Annotated in this window: 14 protein-coding genes; 5 read left to right on the forward strand and 9 right to left on the reverse strand. The window is 64.1% G+C overall.

The window, feature by feature from the left end; all coding sequences use genetic code 11:
- Positions 1-119: 119 nt before the first annotated feature.
- Together clpB and QP996_RS04900 are read right to left on the reverse strand one after the other, a co-directional pair.
- Positions 120-2,666 (reverse strand): ATP-dependent chaperone ClpB, encoded by a 2,547-nt coding sequence (clpB, locus tag QP996_RS04895; protein ID WP_284871519.1) that lies wholly within the window; start codon positions 2,664-2,666, stop codon positions 120-122.
- 1,049 nt (positions 2,667-3,715) lie between these two features.
- A complete protein-coding gene (locus QP996_RS04900; protein WP_284871544.1) occupies positions 3,716-5,044 on the reverse strand; it encodes a sodium/glutamate symporter in 1,329 nt (442 codons plus the stop codon).
- An 80-nt stretch (positions 5,045-5,124) separates the two neighbouring features.
- On the opposite strand from QP996_RS04900, the gene QP996_RS04905 reads away from it, so the two are divergent.
- Complete coding sequence (locus tag QP996_RS04905; RefSeq protein WP_284871520.1) at positions 5,125-6,138, forward strand: ferredoxin reductase domain-containing protein; 1,014 nt, start codon at positions 5,125-5,127, stop codon at positions 6,136-6,138.
- On the opposite strand, the gene QP996_RS04910 is transcribed toward QP996_RS04905, so the two are convergent.
- A complete protein-coding gene (locus QP996_RS04910; RefSeq protein ID WP_284871521.1) occupies positions 6,128-6,958 on the reverse strand; it encodes a carbon-nitrogen hydrolase family protein in 831 nt (276 codons plus the stop codon). The genes QP996_RS04905 and QP996_RS04910 overlap by 11 nt on opposite strands.
- Before the next feature lie 91 nt (positions 6,959-7,049).
- Here QP996_RS04910 and QP996_RS04915 point away from each other — a divergent pair, with 91 nt between their 5' ends.
- Genes QP996_RS04915 through QP996_RS04925 form a run of 3 tightly spaced genes read left to right on the forward strand, consistent with a single transcriptional unit; the run spans position 7,050 to position 10,266 of the window.
- Positions 7,050-7,301 (forward strand): hypothetical protein, encoded by a 252-nt coding sequence (locus QP996_RS04915; RefSeq protein ID WP_284871522.1) that lies wholly within the window; start codon positions 7,050-7,052, stop codon positions 7,299-7,301.
- Positions 7,298-8,443, forward strand: coding sequence for an alpha/beta hydrolase (locus QP996_RS04920; RefSeq protein WP_284871523.1), 1,146 nt, complete (start codon positions 7,298-7,300; stop codon positions 8,441-8,443). Before QP996_RS04915 ends, QP996_RS04920 begins: the two co-directional genes overlap by 4 nt.
- A gap of 56 nt (positions 8,444-8,499) precedes the next feature.
- Positions 8,500-10,266 carry a pyruvate dehydrogenase gene (locus tag QP996_RS04925; protein ID WP_284871524.1) on the forward strand — a complete coding sequence of 589 codons (1,767 nt, stop codon included), beginning with the start codon at positions 8,500-8,502 and terminating at the stop codon, positions 10,264-10,266.
- Between the two features lie 135 nt (positions 10,267-10,401).
- On the opposite strand, the gene QP996_RS04930 is transcribed toward QP996_RS04925, so the two are convergent.
- Positions 10,402-10,563: a hypothetical protein gene (locus QP996_RS04930; protein ID WP_284871525.1), complete on the reverse strand. Its 162-nt coding sequence runs from the start codon at positions 10,561-10,563 to the stop codon at positions 10,402-10,404.
- 232 nt (positions 10,564-10,795) lie between these two features.
- On the opposite strand from QP996_RS04930, the gene QP996_RS04935 reads away from it, so the two are divergent.
- The gene (locus QP996_RS04935) at positions 10,796-11,377 is read left to right on the forward strand and encodes a hypothetical protein (RefSeq protein ID WP_284871526.1); all 582 of its coding nucleotides are present in this window, start codon (positions 10,796-10,798) and stop codon (positions 11,375-11,377) included.
- Positions 11,378-11,384: 7 nt separating this feature from the next.
- Here QP996_RS04935 and QP996_RS04940 read toward each other — a convergent pair whose 3' ends face one another.
- From QP996_RS04940 to exaC, 5 genes are all read right to left on the reverse strand, one after another.
- Positions 11,385-11,795, reverse strand: coding sequence for a heat shock protein transcriptional repressor HspR (locus QP996_RS04940; protein WP_284871527.1), 411 nt, complete (start codon positions 11,793-11,795; stop codon positions 11,385-11,387).
- Between the two features lie 24 nt (positions 11,796-11,819).
- Positions 11,820-13,001, reverse strand: a complete 1,182-nt coding sequence (dnaJ, locus tag QP996_RS04945) for a molecular chaperone DnaJ (protein ID WP_284871528.1) — start codon at positions 12,999-13,001, stop codon at positions 11,820-11,822.
- A gap of 146 nt (positions 13,002-13,147) precedes the next feature.
- Positions 13,148-13,843: a nucleotide exchange factor GrpE gene (grpE, locus tag QP996_RS04950; RefSeq protein ID WP_284871529.1), complete on the reverse strand. Its 696-nt coding sequence runs from the start codon at positions 13,841-13,843 to the stop codon at positions 13,148-13,150.
- Positions 13,844-13,873: 30 nt separating this feature from the next.
- The gene (gene dnaK / locus QP996_RS04955; protein WP_239307546.1) at positions 13,874-15,715 is read right to left on the reverse strand and encodes a molecular chaperone DnaK; all 1,842 of its coding nucleotides are present in this window, start codon (positions 15,713-15,715) and stop codon (positions 13,874-13,876) included.
- 244 nt (positions 15,716-15,959) lie between these two features.
- Positions 15,960-17,480, reverse strand: a complete 1,521-nt coding sequence (exaC, locus tag QP996_RS04960; protein WP_284871530.1) for an acetaldehyde dehydrogenase ExaC — start codon at positions 17,478-17,480, stop codon at positions 15,960-15,962.
- Positions 17,481-17,618: the final 138 nt, after the last annotated feature.

Raw genomic sequence — 17,618 nt, forward strand, 5'->3', positions numbered from 1 at the left:
GAAGACAAGGTCGTTCGACGGTCTGGCTGTTAGAGTATTAGCTCATTGGGGACATTGCAATTGGTTTGGGAGGGCATAAAAGGCAGACAACCGACTTGATCTAGAACCGTAGGTCTGGGCTACCTCGCGGTGACGTCCAGGCCTTCGCCGCCGCCGGCGACGTCCACGTGGACGGTGTCGCCGTCGACGATCTCGCCCGCGAGCAGCTTCTTGGCCAGGCGGTCGCCGATGGCCTGCTGGATCAGGCGGCGCAGCGGGCGCGCACCGTAGGCCGGGTCGTAGCCGCGCTCGGCCAGCCAGGACTTCGCGGAATCCGACACGTCCAGGGTCAGGCGGCGGGCAGCGAGGCGCTCGGCCAGGCCGTCGAGCTGGATGTCCACGATGCCGACGAGCTGGTCCTGGCTCAGCGGGTCGAAGACCACCACGTCGTCGAGACGGTTGATGAACTCCGGCTTGAAGTGGTGCTTCACCGCGTCCATGATCTGCTCGCGGTTGCCGCCGGCGCCCAGGTTGGAGGTGAGGATGACCACGGTGTTGCGGAAATCCACCGTCCTGCCCTGGCCGTCGGTGAGGCGGCCTTCGTCCAGGACCTGCAGGAGCACGTCGAAGACATCCGGGTGCGCCTTCTCGACCTCGTCGAAAAGCACCAGCGAGTAAGGACGACGACGCACGGCCTCGGTGAGCTGGCCGCCGGCGTCGAAGCCGACGTATCCCGGAGGGGCGCCGACCAGGCGAGCGACGGAGTGCTTCTCGCCGTACTCGGACATGTCGATGCGGATCATGGCCGCCTCGTCGTCGAAGAGGAACTCCGACAGCGACTTGGCCAGCTCCGTCTTACCCACGCCGGTGGGGCCGAGGAAGAGGAAGGAGCCGATCGGGCGGTTCGGGTCCGCCACACCGGCACGCGAGCGGCGCACCGCGTCGGAAACCGCGACGACGGCTTCTTTTTGGCCCACGACGCGCTCCCCGAGCACGGACTCCATGTTCAGCAGCTTCTCGGTCTCGCCCTGCATCATCTTGCCGGCCGGGATGCCTGTCCAGGAGGACACGACGTCCGCGATGATGTCCGGGGTGACCTCCTCTTCCAGCATGGTCTTGTTGCTGGCCTCGGATTCCACCTTGGCCACCTCAGCCTCAAGCTCCGGAATGCGGCCGTAGCGCAGCTCGGAAACCTTGGCGTAGTCACCCTCGCGCTCCGCGATCTCGGACTCGTTGCGCAGGCGCTCGAGCTCCTCCTTCGCGGACTGGACCTTGTTCACCTCCGCCTTTTCGTTCTCCCAGCGCGCCTTCATCTCGCCGAGGCGCTCGCGCTGGTCCGCGAGCTCCTCGCGCAGGTGCTCCAGACGCTGCGCGGAGGCGGCGTCGGACTCCTTCTGCAGGGCGATCTCTTCGATCTCCAGGCGGCGCACGATGCGCTCAAGCTCGTCGATCTCCTGCGGGGAGGAGTCGATCTGCATGCGCAGGCGCGAGCCGGCCTCATCCACCAAGTCGATGGCCTTGTCCGGCAGGAAGCGGTTGGTGATGTAGCGGTTGGACAGCTCCGCCGCCGACACCAGCGCCGAGTCCTGGATGCGCACGCCGTGGTGCACCTCGTAGCGCTCCTTCAGGCCGCGCAGGATGCCGATGGTGTCCTCCACCGTCGGCTCGCCCACGTACACCTGCTGGAAGCGGCGCTCCAGGGCGGCGTCCTTCTCAATGTACTGGCGGTACTCGTCCAGCGTGGTCGCACCGACCAGGCGCAGTTCACCTCGGGCGAGCAGCGGCTTGATCATGTTGCCGGCGTCCATCGCGGAGTCGCCGGAGGCGCCGGCGCCGACGATGGTGTGCAGCTCGTCGATGAAAGTGATGATCTGCCCGTTGGACTCCTTGATCTCGTCCAGCACAGCCTTGAGACGCTCCTCGAACTCGCCGCGGTACTTCGCGCCCGCGACCATGGAACCAAGATCCAGCGAGATCAGCGTCTTGCCCTTGAGCGACTCCGGCACGTCGCCAGCCACGATGCGGCGGGCCAGGCCCTCGACGATCGCGGTCTTGCCCACGCCCGGCTCACCGATGAGCACCGGGTTGTTCTTCGTGCGGCGCGAGAGCACCTGCACCACGCGGCGGATCTCCGAATCGCGCCCGATCACCGGGTCGATCTTGCCCTCGCGCGCACGCGCGGTCAGGTCGGTGGAGTACTTCGCCAGCGCCTGGAACTGATCCTCCGGGTTGTCCGAGGTGACGGTCTTGCCGCCGCGCACCGAAGAGAAGGCCTCCTTGAGCGCGTCGAAGGTGGCGCCGCGCTTGGTCAGCAGCTCAGCGGCGTCGTCGCCTCCCTTGGCGATGCTGGCCAGAAGGACGTCGGCGGACACGAACTCGTCTCCAAGCTCGCCCGCGAGATCCTGCGCGTGCTGCAGGGCCGTCTGCAGGTCCCGGTTGATGCCCGGGTTCGCCATGTTCTGCCCCTGCGCGCTGGGGTAGGTGCTAATCAGCTCGCCGGCCTCGCGCGCGACCGTGGCCGGGTCCACGCCCGTGGCCTTGAGCACCGGGGCGGCGATGCCGTCTTCCTGCTTCAACAGCGCCTCCAGCACGTGTGCTGGGCGCATTTCCGGGTTGCCGGCGGCAGAGGCGCGCATCTGCGCCTGCTGCAGGGCCTCCTGCGTCTTCTGCGTGTACTTGTTCGCCATGATTCCATGGTCCTTTCTTGCCTAATGTTTGTTTCGCACTAGGTGTAACGCACAAGAAGTTGAGTCTGTTCCTGTCAACGGCAAAAAAGTTGCGCGGGGTTGGCTCAAATGGGCAGGACTACAAGAGTCCAGTGCGGGTGTCTCAGAGGTCGAGGCGCAAAGACCCGCAACCCGCAAACCCCGGGTACCGGCCACCAGCAAAAAGAAACCCGCTGGGCGTGATGCCCAGCGGGGATTCTTATTGATACCGGATTTTAACCCGTCTTGTACCTGAAAGTGTATACATGGCACCGTGCAGGCGCAAACTATCTCAGCAATCACCAATGCCTTGTCCGATGCACGGTCCGACACCTACCGGGCTGCTGCAGGAGGATCCGAAGCGAAGGCGCTGAAGCTGTACTTATGGAACATTACGATGGCCGGTGCCGTCACTGCCACAACCGGAATTGTTGAAGTGCAGCTGCGAAACAGCATCGACACGAGGCTCCAAAGCTGGAACGAAACTGAGCCTGTACACGAGCCAGGTAGGTCAAGCTCCTATTCACGAGATTGGTTGATAGACCCCGCACCCAAACTCAAGCAAATTATCGCGCCAACCAACAGGCAGCCTTTATGGAAGAAAGCTGCGCCTGCATTACTCGGAGAGGATGGCTCCGCCAGGAAAACGAACCCCACGCATGACGATCTTGTAGCAGCGCTTCCCTTCGGGGCATGGCTCTTCTTACTCCCTCAGCCTCAAGTGTCATCCCCTAACAACCCAAGGATGAGGCTCTGGAATGAGGCGCTGAGCAACGCTTTTAATGCGAGGGCAGGTTCTCCATTTCGATACGCAAATCATTCAGTCATCTATCGGTGGGCAAACACAGTGCGATTCGCTCGAAACCGGGCGAGCCACTTGGAACCGCTACTCGATTCCAGGGAGCTCTTGCGGTACCACAGGGTCTGCCTCCGATTGATGAATTCGCTAAACCCCGCAGCAGCTTCCTGGCTTGCAGGGCAGCAGTACATTCCAACCGCGCTACGTAACCGCCCGTGATAAGCATCAAGCTTTACGACGATCTCTTGGCCGGTATCCACTTCATCACGTAAGCCAGCACGACCACCCCGACCGCAACGGCGAACGCGATCCAGCCAAAGATGGCGGTAAACCCAGCGATCACCGCGATCGGCGCGAGGATGGTCATGCCGATTTCGAACGGGGCGAAGCCGACGTAGGCCACGCCGTACTCGTTGAGCGTGCCAGATTTCAGCTTCGGGTCCACCATCTTCAGCAGCGCGATGCCGGTGGCCACGGCGGCGGTAGCCCAGCCCCAGCCGAACAGGCCACGCTCGAGCCATTTCTCGCCGAAGAAGGTCGGGCCGGCCCAGAACATCCACACCACGCAGAACAGGGTGCCCAGCAGGAAGAGCAGCAGAAGCGCCTGCCAGTAGCCCGCCAGTGCTGCGGGCACGATGGAGGCGATGCCGAAAGCGATCATGTAGTCCGTGGCGGCGCCGGAAACGGAGCTGATGGTGGAGCTGTCCAGGTAATTCGGACGCCCAGCGAGCTTGAGCACCAGGCGGCCGATGAGCCCGATGACGAACGACATGGCGAACAGCGGGATGGACACGTTCGACCACTGGCCCTTGATCAGGCTGTTGACCGCGTAGGCGATAAGCACCGTGAACACGATGAAGCCGGCGTGCAGCGCCAGCGGCTCAATGGACGACGGGTTGGTGGTGGCCTTGCCGATCGAGGGGCGCTCGGCTTCGTTGTCGATGTAGCCGGTGCGTAGGTCGTCAGGCAGGGTGCCGGCAAGCTGGGACGACTTGCCCTTGCGGATGCCCCAGTTGGCCATGACCACGCCGCCGACGATGGCCACTAGGGTGCCCACGGTGGCGGAGGTAAAACCGATGGAGGACGCGCCTTCTACGCCGATTTCCTCGAGGGCGGAGCCCACGGCCGCCGCGGTGCCGAAGCCGCCCACGAAGCCGACCGGCAGCATCATGCCGAACCACGGCTCTGTGCCGAACACCGGGGCAAATACGTACAGACCGAGCAGGATGAACAGGCCCCACTGGCCCATGAACATGGCGGTGGAATAACCCCACATGTTGCGGGCACCGGAGGCGACGGAACCACCGAGCTCCATCGAGTAGGCCATGGAAGCGAACACCACCGCGATCAGCAGCGTGGTGTAGGTGCCCACCTGGTCCGACCAGTGGATGACACCCAGGATCTCGTCGCCCAGCAGCAGCCCGAGCAGGCCCGCGGTGATCGGGGCAGGCAGCAGCAGCGCCTGCAGCACCTTCAGCCGGTTGCGCAAAATGTTGCCGACGATGAGCAGGACCGAGATCCAGCCAATGTCCGTGAGCAGCGTATACGGGGTGAAATCCACCACAGCACCTCTTTTCTATCCACTTATCACAGTCAAACCGGGTGCAACTTTAGTCCACAACCGCTAGGTACCCTGTTTTCATGCCTTCCGCCCACTTTGCCGAGATATTGCGCACCCGCGGCGCGCAGGTCAGCCGCGCGTGGCGCGCCCGGTTCTCCGAGGCGTACCCGCAGGCAGAGATGATGCTGCCGCCCGGCGATGAAATGCCGCCTGTCCTGCTGCGCGCCGCCCTCGCCGTGATCGAGCGCCCCGCCGAGGATGTCCGCGACGAGCTGAAAGCGCTGGCGCTGGATCTGCGCCGCACAGGGTTCCCGGCCGAGGAGTACCCCAACGCGGTGCACATGCTTATCGACGTAGCCGGGGCCGACGCACCCGAATTGTCAGAGGCGGCGGAGCTCATGCGCGATGCCGCGTCACAGGCCGACTACGCCGGTGTGCCCGCCGCCACCGCCGCGCAGGTCACCAGCGTGGAGCACCGCGGCGGGGTGCAGGTGGTGCGCCTGGAGGCCGGCACGCCGGTGCCCTACTCCCCCGGCCAGGTCATCCCTGTGATGCCGCCGAACCGTCCCGGCGAGTGGACCGGCCTGGTTCCGGCGCTGCCGTCGAACCCGCTCGGGCAGCTGGAGTTCCACGTCCCCGGCGAGATGCAGTTGCAGCCGGGCGACTGGTTGACGTTGGGGGCGGCGCGGGGCGGGGTGCGCGCAGGCGTCGATAGGCAATTGCTTCTGGTTGCCGCCGAGGGTGGGTTCGCGGCGGCGAAGGCGCTGGTCTTCCACTATTTGGAGCAGCCCGAGCCGCCGGAGGTGCACCTCGTTGTCGGCGCGCGCGAGCCCAGCGAGTGGTACGACACTGCTGCGCTGGACGCGCTGGCCAATGCCCAAAACTGGCTGGATATTACGTGGATTGCAGAGTCGCGCGTGGGTGCGCCGCTGGAGCAGGTGGTCTCCGGCGTCGGCATGTGGTGGGGCCACGAAGTCATCGTGTGCGCGCAGGAAGAGCGCGCGGTGAGCCTCGCCGCAGCGCTGGAGGTGGCCGGGGCGCGGGACGTGCAGACCGTCGCCCCCGATGCGGCGCCGGAGTGGTTTAGCGCATAGCGCTGTGCTGCCTAATCGCCTCCAGCGGCAGCTGCTTGCGCGCCTCGTCTGCGTCAGTCGGGTCAATCTCCACCACCAGGGTTTCCGGCCCGTAGCCAGCCTCCGCGAGGCGTGTGCCAAACGGGTCCACCACCACAGAATGCCCCGCACCCGTGGGGCCGGATGGCTCACCGGCCTTGGTCTCGAAGTCCGGGCGCGCCTGGTCGGCGGCCGCGATGAACACCCCGGCATCCAGCGCACGCGCGGCGGTGAGGATGCGCCACTGCTCCACCTTCCCCGGTCCGTCGGCCCAGCTCGTGGGCACCACAATCACCTTTGCGCCGCGTTCAGCGAGCTGTTGGAACTGCTCCGGGAAGCGGATGTCGAAGCAGGTTGCCACGCCCACGGTTACGCCGTCGTGGACGAACGTGACCAGCTCCCCGCCCGCGCGCACCGTGTCCGATTCCCTGTAATTAAAGGCGTCGTAGGTGTGGATCTTGTCGTACCCCTTATGCACCTCGCCGCCGGTGATCAGCGCGGTGTTGTAGACGCGGTTGAGTTCCTTGCCGTCCACGGTGTTCGTGTCTGCGGGGCGGAACATGCCGGCGACGATGGTGACGCGGAGCTCGTCGCTAAGCTTTTTCAGCCCTGTGGCGAACGGGCCGTCCAGTTCTTCTGCCTGCGTATCAAGCCTCCCCTGCCCGAACGCCTGGCTGGCGGCCTCGGGCAGGACGATCAGCGTTGCGCCTTGGGCGGCGGCGTCGCGGATACGCGGTTCGATGGCGGCCAAATTTTCCATCTTGTCGCCGCCGGCGGCGATTTGCAATAGCGCGATCTTCATGTGGATAACTCTAGGTGCGCCACTGGGGAGTTATCCACAGATTTAAAAAGGGGTATTGCGTCGACTGTTGCGTTCGCGGATGGTTTGTTGCATGACATTTCTTCAACTGACCACAGAGACCGCACCCGCCGCCCGCAGCTGCATCCGCAGCTTCACTTCCCTTCCCACCGCCCACTTAAGCCCCTCACGCTCTGCGACCGCGCTCGCGTCGCTGCAGGACACGGAGCATTTGCTTATCGACGGCACCACGTCCCGCCTAGACACCCACCTCCACGATGTCGCCGCGTTTGCGTCCGAAGTGGAGCAGGCAGATGCCCGATTTGGCAAGGAGTTGGCGCCGTGACGTACAAACCAGCACTGATCGCATCCGAATTGTTCGACGCGGCCACCGCCACCAGATTGGCTGCCGAAGGTGCGCGGGAGCGGGCGGAACATGCACCATATTCCGCCGCCGTTATTGCGGATTCCGGGTTTCGCGGACCCGCGTTCGAGGCTTCTGCGGCTCGGTTTGCGGACTACGGCTCGTCGCTAAGCGCAAGCACTGAGAGGCTGGAACAGGCGTCGGTGGCCTTGCTGGCCGCCGCTGGCCTGCAGCAGCAGCTGGACGAGGCCGCCGAGTTCATCGGCATGTACGCCCATTCGCGCGTTGTGCTGTGGCTCAACGCCACGTCCATGATGCTGGACCTGCAACTCTCCAGGACGCTGTTAGGCGCATCCGGCAAGGAGCAGGACTACGACCCGTTGTTCGACCACCCGGACGAGTCCTTCGAATCGCTGCATGCCCGGCACGCGCAGACGGTGCCCGCATCCACGCTGGCGCTGGTGGAAGACGCCGGCGGTGTACTCCTGGAGGCCGGGCCGACCGCGAGCACAGTGCTCGTCGGCGACGCAGTGGACCCGGCGCGCGTGATCACCATGGTCGCGGGTGCGACCACCGGCACACCAGCGAAGCTGCCGGGCGAGTTGGAAAAGGCCCGGATGTTGTCGGAACAGACCGGGGCCGCGGTGGTGGTGTGGCAGGGCTACGCCCCTCCCCCGCTGCTCACGGACGCGGCCTCGCCCCACCGCGCCCACGCCGGCGCGGATGACCTCGCCATGTTCCAGGCCGCGTTAGAGGAGCGCTTCCCCAACGCGCAAAAGACCGTGGTCTCCCACAGCTACGGCACGCTTTTGGCCACGAAGGCGGCGCACCAACACGGGTTGCTTGCGGACGACCTGTGGATCTTGGGTAGCGCAGGCGTCTCAGGCGAGCACGTCTCGGAGTTGATCCTGGCTGGGCCCGAAGCGACGGTGCACGTGGTGGATTCCCCCGAAGACCCGATCCTGCTGCTGCGTTCCGGGCCGACGGCGGCGATCGGCTCCTCGCCGTCGTACATCGGCTGGGGCGGCGAGCGTGTGCTGGGGGTGCGGGGCGGGCACACGGATTACTTCACAGACCCCGCGTTTCTGTCTGCTTTGCAACAGCGCTCCGACCCAACTGAGTGAATGTCGTTACCATGGCGCACGTTGAATGAAACCACCAAAGGAGATTTAGGTAGACAATGCCAAATTTTGCTGAGCAAGTAGTCAAACGCCTAGAGGATCAAGGCGTTAAGCGCATTTACGGCCTGGTGGGCGATTCGCTCAACCCGCTTTCCGATGCCGTGCGTCAAAGCGACATCGAGTGGGTGCACGTGCGCAACGAGGAGGCGGCCGCGTTTGCCGCCGGCGCCGATTCCCTCGCCGCCGACGAGCTCGCCGTATGCGGCGCTTCCTGCGGCCCGGGCAACACCCACTTCGTGCAGGGCCTGTTCGAGTCCCACCGCAACGGCGCGAAGGTGTTGGCCATTGCGTCGCACATCCCCACCATGGAGATCGGTTCCTCCTTCTTCCAGGAGACCCACCCGGAGCTGCTGTTCCAGGAGTGCTCCTCCTACTGCGAGGTTGTCCACGAGGCGGACCAGGGCATGCGCGTGCTGCACAACGCCCTGCAGAACACCCTGGCCGGCAACGGCGTGTCCGTGATGATCGTGCCTGGCGACGTCTTCGCCGCCGACACCGCCGAGGGCCCGCACACCGCCGATTCCGTGTACGCCACCGGCGCCAACAAGCGCGTCTACCCGGACCCGCACGAGGCCGCCCGCCTGGTGGAGGCGATTAACAAGGCAGACAAGGTCACCCTGTTCTGCGGCTACGGTGCACGCGACGCCCGCGATGAGGTCTTCGCCCTGGCGGAGAAGATCAAGTCCCCCATCGGCCACTCTTTCCGCGGCAAGATGTACTACGAGTACGACAACCCGTATGACGTAGGCATGTCGGGCCTGCTCGGCTACGGCGCCTGCCTGGACGCGATGGAAGAGTCCGACCTGTTCATCATGGTGGGCACCGACTTCCCGTACACCGATTGGCTGCCGGACGAAAACGTCGCGCAGATCGACATCGACGGCACCCACATCGGCCGCCGCACCAAGGTGGACTATCCGGTTGTCGGCGACGTCAAGAGCGTCATCGAGAACATCCTCCCGCACATCGAGGAGAAGTCCGACCGCAAGTTCCTGGACAAGATGCTCAAGCGCCACTACCAGCTGCTGGACCACGTGGTGAAGAGCTACACCTCCAAGGCTGTCGAGTCCAAGAAGCCGATCCACCCGGAGCTCGCCGCATCCGTGCTGGACGAGCTTGCGGACGACGACGCCTACTTCACCGTCGACACCGGCATGTGCAACGTGTGGTCCTCGCGCTACCTCACCCCGAACGGCAAGCGCGACGAGGCAGCCTCCTTCCTCCACGGCACCATGGCGAATGCCCTGCCGATGGCAATCGGTGTGCAGGCCGCGTTCCCGGACCGCCAGGTCATCTCCTGGTCCGGCGACGGCGGACTGGGCATGCTCATGGGCGAGCTACTCACCATCAAGCTGCACCAGCTGCCGGTGAAGGTGATCTGCTTCAACAACTCTTCGCTGGGCATGGTGAAGCTGGAGATGATGGTGGCCGGCATGCCGTACTTCGGCACCGACCACGAGCAGGCCAACTACGCCGAGATTGCCAAGGGTGTGGGTATTAAGTCCTTCCGCATCGAGGACCCGGACGACCTCGAGCCGGTGCTCAAGGAAGCCCTGGCCTACGACGGCCCGGTGCTCGTGGACATCGTCACCGACCCGGAGGCACTCTCTCTGCCGCCGGGAATCACCTGGGACATGATGAAGGGCTTCACCAAGTCCGGTGCCCGCACCGCCTTCCTCGAGGGTGGCGTCGGTCGCCTGTTCAACCTGGCCAAGTCGAACCTCCGCCACATCGGCGGCGCCGCGGCCATCGAGTTCGGCGGTTAAGTCCGGCCAGGTAGCCTCCTCAATGCGGAAACACATCGGCGTATGTAGTGTTGTGGAGGCTTCAAAAGGCCCCTAGCCCTCCATGGCTAGGAAGCGTTTCGAATTTTTACAGCACAAACGCCCGCGCTTGAGTGTTCATTGCGCGGGCGTTTTGTCATTCGGTGTCCGACTTCCACTGTTCGCATCCTCAGCCACCATCCACACGAACGCCGCAACCAGCAGGATGACTTCCGGGAAACGGAACCGCCACGGACTGGTCTCTTTGAGCAGCGACGGAGAGCCAGCCTTGGCCATCATGCGGCCGAGTTTAAGACTCCGACTGCTATCGTGCGCTGCGCCGGCGGCGTCGAGAAGCAGCTGGCTCCCAGTCCTTAGGAGCAGAGCTTGCTAGAATTTCAGTAACCCCGGCGATTTGCTTTCGCAGGGATCGTTCCGGGGCTTTCGGGGGAGAGTATACAGGATGCAAACGTCAGATGCGAACAGTCACACGAGCTTGGAACAGCTAGCCGAGTGGTTTTCACCAATCAGGATGTCTACCTTTGCGTTTCATTCGAATCCCGAGGCTCTTTATGTCTGGAACACCCAAATTACGAAGGCCTTGCTTGAAGACATTCAGCATGTAGAAGTTCTCCTGCGCAATAAGGTAGATGCAAGTCTTCGCGACACAATTGGTGAACTGTGGTTCATCTCGAACCAGCTTCCACATGCCCCAGCGACACGCGATTCAGTGATCAAGGCGATCAATCGGACCGGCCAGACTCCGGACTGCGTTCTTTCCCGTGACAAGGTAATCGCCGAGCTGAGTCTCGATTTCTGGTTCTACCTATTTACAAAGCGGTATTCGACCACGGTCTGGCCAAGGTTCATCGCCCAAATTGGTGCTAATCCAGAGCGCAAGCAGTTCTATCAACAACTTGGCCGGATATACAGGTTACGAAACCGCTGCGCACACCATGAACCAATAGTGAAAGCTGATTTCGAAACTGAACGGAAAGCCATCGCCGCAGACCAGTTTGCGATGCATCAGATCGCAAACTGGATAGACCCACTTGCCGCGGAGTGGATTAAAGCCCAATCTCGTGTCGATGGGCTCCGAGCGAAGCGTCCGTGAAGAGCGCCTACCGCGCGCTGCGCCGGCGGCGTCGAGAAGCAGCTGGCTCCCACGTGACCACCGCTGTGGAGCGGGGCACGTGCACGAGCTCGCCGCCCCGGCGAGTACCGGACTGCAGCTTCTGGCGCAGTTCCTCGTTGTGGCCGCGCTGGGTTTCCAGCTCGTCCTGGAGATCCTCGATCTGTTGGGAGAGCTCGATGATCGTCTTGATGCCGGCGAGATTGACGCCTTCCTCCTGGGAGAGGTACTGGATGCGGCGCAGCATGGAGATGTCGCGGCGCGAGTAGCGGCGGCCGCCGCCCTTGGTGCGCATCGGCGTGACCAGGCCGAGCCTGTCGTAGGTGCGCAGGGTCTGCGCGTGCATGCCGGTCAGCTCGGCGGCAACGGAGATGACAAAGTACTCCTGCTTCTCATCCATTGTCTACACCTCCTTCCTGGGGGGCTAGAGCCCGGCCCACCCGGCGCGCGGGTCGAAGCCAGAGTCCTTCTCAGCCTGGGCGTAGGCGCGAAGCGCGGAGGTGGCGGACGGATCCAGGTCCTTGGGCACCTTCACCTCGACGGTGACCATCAAGTCGCCTGCGCCGGAGCGCTTCGGGATGCCGCGGCCCTTCACGCGCAGGGTGCGCCCGTTTGGGGTGCCAGCCGGGACCTTGACCTTCACCGGGTTATCCAGGGTGGGCACCGTGATGGTTGCGCCGAGGGCGACCTCGGAAAACGCGACCGGGACGGTGACCTCGAGGTCGTCGCCGGAGCGGGTGAACACCTCGTCGCCTCGCACGTGCACGGTGACAAACAGGTCGCCGGCGGGCGTGCCGTTCGGGCCCGCCTCACCCTGGCCTGCCAGGCGCACCTTCTGCCCGTCGATCACGCCGGCGGGGATGCGCACGGTGATCGAGCGGGTGCGCCGCACGGTGCCGGTGCCGCCGCAGGTGGTGCAGGGGTCTTCGATGACCTCGCCGGTGCCGCCGCAGTTCGTGCAGGGACGTGCCATGCCAAACGCGCCGGAGTTCTCGCGGATGTAGCCGGAGCCGGAGCACATCTGGCAGGTGTGCGTCTTGCCGTCCTTGGAGCCGGAGCCGTGGCAGGTGGTGCACGGCGCGTCGCCGGTGAGCTCGACCGGGATGGTCGTGCCCTTGGCTGCCTCGCGGAAGTCGAGGGTTATTTCCGTTTCGACGTCGGCCCCCCGCGACGGCCGAGCGTTCCTGCCAGCACCGCCGCGGCCGCCAAAGAAGCCACCGAAGATATCACCAAGGCCGCTGTCTCCAGCTTGTCCACCAGCGGCTGATCCGAAGATGTCGGAGAGGTCGAATTCCGCTTCCGTGCCGCGAAACCCGCCCGGAAAGCCGGACCCTCCTCCCCGCCCGAAGCGGCCGAAGCCGCCCGAGCTGATCATGGATTTCAGCTGGTCGTATTCCTTGCGCTTCTGCTCGTCGCCGACAACGTCGTACGCCTCAGCCACCCGCTTGAACTTCTCCTCCGCCTTCTTGTCGCCGGGGTTCGAGTCGGGGTGGTTTTCGCGTGCGAGCTTGCGGTATGCCTTCTTAATATCGGCAGCGCTTGCCGACGAGCTCACGCCCAAGTCGCCGTAATAGTCCTTATCGGCCCATTCTTGCTGCATAGCCATCTCGCACCCTCCTTTCCTCTACAAAGAGTATTGAGTCTGTCTCGCTAAAGTTTTGTTCACTAATTTATCTAAGTACAAAGGCCGGGGACGAGGCCGCGTGGGTCCGCGCTACCTCATTCCCCGGCCCTGGCATCCGAGCGTGTTGACTACTCGGTGGTGTCGGCTTCTGGCTCGCCGGCCGGCTCGGCGGGATCGGCGGGATCCGCAATGATCACCATGGCGTTTCGCACCAGGCGGTCCCCGATCATGTAGCCCTTGCGCAGCACCGTGCCCACGGCCTTGGTGTCACCCTGGGACAGGTCCTGCACTGCCTCGTGGATTTCCGGGTTGAACGCGTCGCCCTCGGCGCCGAACTCCTTGATGCCCTGGCCGGCAACGATCGTGCGGAACTTGTCGGCGAAGGCCTTCAGCGGGCCCTGCTCCAAGTCGCCGTGCTGCTCGGCCAGATCCAAGTCGTCCAGAAGCGGCAGCAGCTGGGTGGCAAACTTCGCCTTCGCGGTGTTGGCCAGCTCGCCGCGCTCGCGCTCGGTGCGGCGGCGGTAGTTCGCGTACTCCGCGCTGACTCGCTGCAGCGACTCGGTGCGCTCCGCCAGCTGCAGTTCAATGTCGCTGACTGCGCCGTCGCCGTCCGCGTCCGGGTCGATCTCGTTCTCCGCGATCTTCGCGGCGTCCTCGAGCTCGGTGTCTGCGGCTAAGAGGGGGTCTTCGTCCGCGGCAAGCGCCTCGGACTCAGCGGCCTCGTCGGCGAGCGTTTCCGCCTGGTCGGGGGACACGTACTGCTCGTCCGTGGCCTCCGGAGCACCCGGGTTGTCCGGCATCTGCTCGTTCTGGGGGTTCGTCATCAGACGTCGCCTCCTTTCGCTGGGTCAGGGTTACTTGTTGTCGGAATCGGTTGCGTCGTCGTCCTCGACAACCTCGGCGTCGACCACGTTGTCGTCGCCTGCGGCGGCGTCAGCCTGGGTTGCGCCCTCGTTCGCCTGGGACTCGTAGAGCGCGGTGCCCATTGCCTGGGACTCGGTGGTCAGCTTCTCCACTGCGGACTTGATGGCATCCAGGTCCTCACCCTTGAGCGCCTCGTCCACAGCGTCGGCGGCCTCGGTCACGCGGCCCTTGATGTCCTCCGGCAGCTTCTCGCCGTTTTCGTCCATGAACTTGCGGGTCTGGTACGCCATGGTCTCCGCGTTGTTGCGGGTCTCCTGCTCCTCGCGGCGCTTCTTGTCCTCGTCGGCGTGAGCCTCGGCGTCCTTAATCATGCGATCGATCTCTTCGTCGGACAGACCGGAGCCGTCCTGGATCTTGATCGTGTTCTCCTTGCCGGTGGCCTTGTCCTTCGCGGACACGGACACGATGCCGTTGGCGTCGATGTCGAAGGTGACCTCGATCTGCGGCACACCGCGCGGAGCCGGTGCGATGCCCGCCAGCTCGAAGGAGCCGAGCAGCTTGTTCGCGGACGCGATCTCGCGCTCGCCCTGGAAGACCTGGATCTGCACGGACGGCTGGTTGTCCTCAGCCGTGGTGAAGGTCTCCGAGCGCTTCGTCGGGATGGTGGTGTTGCGCTCGATGAGCTTGGTCATCACGCCGCCCTTGGTCTCGATGCCGAGGGAAAGCGGAGTGACGTCGAGAAGCAGCACGTCCTTGACGTCGCCGCGCAGCACACCAGCCTGCAGAGCAGCACCCAGCGCCACGACCTCGTCCGGGTTGACGGACTTGTTCGGCTCCTTGCCGGTCAGTTCCTTGACCAGCTCGGACACGGCCGGCATACGGGTGGAGCCGCCGACCAGGACCACGTGGTCGATGTCGCCGACGGACATGCCGGCGTCCTTGACCACCTGGTTGAACGGGCTCTTGGTGCGGTCCAGCAGGTCGGAGGTGATCTTCTGGAACTCAGTGCGGGTCAGCGTCTCATCCAAGAACAGCGGGTTCTTCTCGGAGTCCACGGTGATGTACGGCAGGTTGATGGAGGCCTGCTGCGCGGAAGACAGCTCAATCTTGGCCTTCTCCGCGGCCTCGCGCAGACGCTGCATAGCCATCTTGTCCTTGGACAGGTCAACGCCGTTCTGGGACTTGAACTTGTCCACGAGCCACTCGACGATGCGGTTATCCCAGTCGTCGCCGCCGAGCTCGTTGTCGCCGGCGGTAGCCAGCACCTCGACGACACCGTCGCCGATCTCCAGCAGGGACACGTCGAAGGTGCCGCCGCCAAGGTCGAAGACCAGGATGGTCTCTTCCTTCTCGTTCTTGTCCAGGCCGTATGCCAGGGCAGCCGCGGTCGGCTCGTTGACAATGCGCAGCACGTCGAGGCCCGCGATCTGGCCGGCCTCCTTGGTGGCCTGACGCTGAGCGTCCTCGAAGTACGCCGGGACGGTAATAACAGCCTCGGTGACTTCCTCACCGAGGTACGCCTCAGCGTCGCGCTTCAGCTTCTGCAGGGTACGGGCGGAGATCTCCTGCGGGGTGTACTTCTTGTCGTCGATCTCCACGGTCCAGTCCTCGCCCATGTGGCGCTTGACGGAGCGGATGGTGCGGTCGACGTTGGTCACCGCCTGGTTCTTGGCGGACTGGCCAACCAGGACCTCGCCGTTCTTCGCGAAAGCGACGACGGACGGGGTGGTGCGGGAGCCCTCTGCGTTAGCGATCACAACCGGCTCGCCGCCCTCAAGGACGGAGACAACCGAGTTCGTGGTGCCAAGGTCAATACCAACTGCACGTGCCATAAGATTTATTCCTCCTGTTGAGAAGTGGTTTATCAGTAAGTTGATGTGCTTCGACTCAACTTGACGGCCACCACTATAACACCGGCGGCGACGTTCTTGAGTCTGTCGCACTCATGGGTAACAACGGCACGTGCGGCAAAGTTGTTCCCACCCGGCGCAACTTTCTTTGTTTCCGCAGTTCAACGCGGAGAAAAACCTCCGGTTGCGAGGGCAACCGGAGGCGTGTTCGTCGATAAGCAACTGCTTAGAACAGGCCAGTCTCCTGCTCCGAGTAGGACACCAGAAGGTTCTTGGTCTGCTGGTAGTGGTCCAGCATCATCAGGTGCGTCTCGCGGCCGATGCCGGACTGCTTGTAGCCGCCGAACGCCGCGTGAGCAGGGTAGGTGTGGTACTGGTTCACCCACACGCGACCAGCCTGAATGGCGCGACCGGCCTTGTAGGCCGTGGTGCCGGAGCGCGCCCACACGCCCGCGCCCAGGCCGTAGATGGTGTCGTTAGCAATGGAGATGGCCTCGTCGAAGTCCTTGAAGGTGGTCACGGACATCACCGGGCCGAAGATCTCCTCCTGGAAGATGCGCATGTCGTTGGTGCCCTTGAACACGGTCGGCTCGATGTAGAGGCCGTTTTCCAGGCCCTCCACCTTGTTCACGCCGCCGCCGGTGAGCACTTCCGCGCCCTCCTGGGGCCCAAGCTCCAGGTACGACTGGATCTTGTTCATCTGCTCGGTGGACGCCTGCGCGCCCATCATGGTCTCGGTGTCTAGCGGGTTGCCGGTCTTGATCTGCTTGACGCGCTGCACGCCGAGCTCCAGGAACTCGTCCGCGATGGATTCGTGCACCAGCGCGCGCGACGGGCAGGTGCACACCTCGCCCTGGTTCAGCGCGAACATGGCGAAGCCCTCGACGGCCTTCTTCTTGAAGTCGTCGTCCTTTTCAAAAATGTCCTCAAAGAACAGCGCCGGGGACTTGCCGCCGAGCTCGAGGGTGACCGGGATGATCTTGTCCGCCGCGGCCTTGTTGATGATCTTGCCCACCTCGGTGGAGCCGGTGAAGGCGATTTTGGCGATGCGGTCGGAGCCTGACAGCGCGGCGCCCGCCTCGTCGCCCATGCCGTTAACGATGTTCAGCACGCCCGCCGGGATCAGGTCGCCGACGAGATCCATCAGGTACAGGATCGACGCCGGGGTCTGCTCCGCCGGCTTGAGCACGATCGCGTTGCCCGCAGCCAGCGCCGGTGCGAGCTTCCAGGCCGCCATGAGCAGCGGGAAGTTCCACGGGATGATCTGGCCGACCACGCCGAGCGGCTCGTTGAAGTGGTAGGCGACCGTGTCCTCGTCGATCTGGCTCAGGCGGCCCTCCTGCGCGCGCAGCGCACCCGCGTAGTAGCGGAAGTGGTCGATAGCAAGCGGGATGTCGGCGGCGAGCGTCTCACGCACGGCCTTGCCGTTCTCCCATGTCTCCGCCACCGCGATCTCTTCGAGGTGCTCTTCCATGCGGTCCGCAATCTTCAGCAGCACGCCCGCGCGCTCCGCTGGGGAGGTCTTGCCCCAGGCAGGCGCGGCCTTATGCGCGGCGTCGAGCGCGAGGTTGATGTCGGCCTCCTTGCCACGTGCGACCTGGCAGAACACTTCGCCAGTGACGGGGGTGATGTTGTCGAAGTACTCGCCATCGACCGGGGCGACCCAGTCGCCACCGATGTAGTTGTCGTAGCGCTCGCGGTACTTGACGTTTGAGCCTTCGGTTCCGGGGTTTGGATAGACGGTCATGTCCAGGCCTTTCTTACATCGGGGTCGCAGTGTGGCCCACACTACACTTATTTCACCTTGTGGTCTAGAGCATTTTGCTTTGCGACGCCCCTCCGGCTCCCACGACGCATGCATCAACCAGCATCTCTGGCACAATGA

It is taken from the genome of Corynebacterium sp. MSK008, assembly GCF_030232585.1.
In the GTDB taxonomy this organism is placed as follows: Bacteria; Actinomycetota; Actinomycetes; order Mycobacteriales; family Mycobacteriaceae; genus Corynebacterium.